Source organism: Polaromonas sp. (assembly GCF_030682935.1).
In the GTDB taxonomy this organism is placed as follows: Bacteria; Pseudomonadota; Gammaproteobacteria; order Burkholderiales; family Burkholderiaceae_C; genus Polaromonas.
In genome coordinates this window covers 1-1,888 of sequence record NZ_JAUXNA010000044.1, presented here as the reverse complement: position 1 = coordinate 1,888, position 1,888 = coordinate 1, and the positions used below count along the sequence as shown (strand labels likewise).

The window sequence follows — 1,888 nt, the reverse complement described above, 5'->3', positions numbered from 1 at the left end:
CAGCGCTGGTCGCACCTCGTGGCAGACCGGGGTGTGGTGCTCGATGTCGCCTGCGGACAGGGCCGCCACGCCCGCTGGTTTTATGAACGACATCACCCGGTTGTGCTGGTGGACCGGGCGCGGGAAGCGATTGAATCCATCGCCATCCCGGCATCCGCCTGTGAAGCCGTCGTGGCTGACATTGAAAACGGCCCTTGGCCGTTTGAGGGCCGGCAGTTTGACGCGGTGGTGGTCACCAACTACCTGTGGCGCCCCTTGATGAGCACACTGCTCGACAGCCTGGCCCCCGGTGGCGTGCTGATTTACGAAACATTTACGCAAGGCAACGAAACCGTGGGCAAACCCTCGCGGCCCAATTTTTTACTGCGGACCGGCGAGTTGCTGGACATCTGCAAGGGCCTGCGGGTCGTCGCGTTTGAAGAAGGCTACCTGGACGCGCCGCCCCGCTTCGTACAGCGGATTGCAGCGGTGCGGGAAACGCCTTCACCGGAACCCGGTGCCCGCTACCCCCTCCGCTAGTGTGGTGTTGCATGCTTGACGGTACAAATAAAACCGATGGATTTTTGTTCAGGGCAAGGCGCAAACCACAGCAATAGCCCCGCTATTGCGCGGATTTGCAACGCCGCCATGGACAAAAAGACGCGGTTTTATGTACTGGATAGCGTGCAACACCACACTAGCAGCCTCGCATGCGCCACGGGGCAGCCATCAATCGAGCTTGACGCCGGCATCCTTGACCAGCTTGACCCAGAACTTGGCATCCTCGTTCAGAAACGCCGAAAACTGCTCGGGCGAGGGCGACATCGCCACCTCCGTGCCTTCTCGCGCCAGCGCGGCCTTGACCGAGGGTTGTTGCATCGCCGTGGTCGCAGCATCAAATATTTTCTTGACAATGGCGGGGGGCGTGCCCACCGGGACAAACAGCCCGTACCAAAACTCAATGCTGTAAGCCGGCAGGCCCGCCTCGGCCATGCCCGGTACGCCGGGGACCAGGCCCGAGCGCTCGCGGGTGCTGACTGCAAGGCCGCGCAAACGGCCTGCCTGCATCATTGGCAAGACCGAGGGCGGCGTGCCAAAGGTGAGTTGCGTGTCACCCGCAACCACTGACTGAACGGCCGGGCCACCGCCGCGAAACGGAATGTGCGTCATTTCCACACCGGTGAGTTGCAGGAACAGTGCGGCGCCCAGATGCGGCGCCGAGCCGTTGCCCGATGTGGCGTAGTTGAGCGTGCCGGGTGATTTTTTGGCCTGGGCGATCAGGTCCTGCACCGAACTGATGCCTGATGCCGGGTTGGCGGCAATCACCAGGGGGGAACTGCTTACCTTGGTAATGGGCATCAGATCACGCGCCGAATAGCCCAGCTTGCTATTGAGCGCCGGGTTGACCGAAATGCTGCTCGGGCTGGCAATCAGCACAGTGTAGCCGTCCGGCGCTGCCTTGGCTGCCACTTCGGCGGCAATGCTTGAGCCGGCACCTGCACGGTTTTCGATCACGATCGGCTGGCCTATGGCCTTACCCATCGAATCGCTCATCGCGCGTGCCACGTAATCCGCCGCACCACCCGGCGCAAATCCGACCAGCAGCCGGATCGGCTTGGCAGGATACGCGGGCGCCTGGGCAGCGGCGCCCAGGCTCAGGCCGCCGAGAACCAGCGCCAACAGAATGTCTGATTTTTTCATGATGAATGTCTCCTTTGTTTAATGGTTCGAAATACGGTTTAGCGTTCGCCCGATATGGCCAGCACAATCTTGCCGAGATGCTGGTTGGCCTCCATATGCGCCTTGGCAGCGGCAAGCTGCCCGAAGGGAAATACCTTGTCCACCAGCGGCCTGATGCGGCCCGCCGCAATCGCCGGCACCACGTCGGCCACGAAGCCCGGCACGGCCT

At 62.2% G+C, this 1,888-nt stretch carries 3 protein-coding genes; 1 reads left to right on the top strand and 2 read right to left on the bottom strand.

The features are described 5' to 3' along the window. Positions 1-519 (top strand): bifunctional 2-polyprenyl-6-hydroxyphenol methylase/3-demethylubiquinol 3-O-methyltransferase UbiG (locus Q8K05_RS01580; RefSeq protein WP_305244797.1); only part of this gene is annotated, 519 nt, incomplete at its 5' end. A gap of 189 nt (positions 520-708) precedes the next feature. Here Q8K05_RS01580 and Q8K05_RS01575 read toward each other — a convergent pair. Together Q8K05_RS01575 and Q8K05_RS01570 are read right to left on the bottom strand one after the other, a co-directional pair. Next, positions 709-1,680, bottom strand: a complete 972-nt coding sequence (locus Q8K05_RS01575; RefSeq protein ID WP_305244796.1) for a tripartite tricarboxylate transporter substrate binding protein — start codon at positions 1,678-1,680, stop codon at positions 709-711. A 38-nt stretch (positions 1,681-1,718) separates the two neighbouring features. After that, positions 1,719-1,859, bottom strand: coding sequence for a zinc-binding dehydrogenase (locus Q8K05_RS01570; protein WP_305244798.1), 141 nt, complete (start codon positions 1,857-1,859; stop codon positions 1,719-1,721). Positions 1,860-1,888 lie beyond the last annotated feature (29 nt).

What these genes read in the sequence shown, in the direction of transcription:
- Q8K05_RS01575 (WP_305244796.1), bottom strand. Translation starts at nt 1,680, where the DNA reads ATGAAAAAATCAGACATTCTGTTGGCGCTGGTTCTCGGCGGCCTGAGC.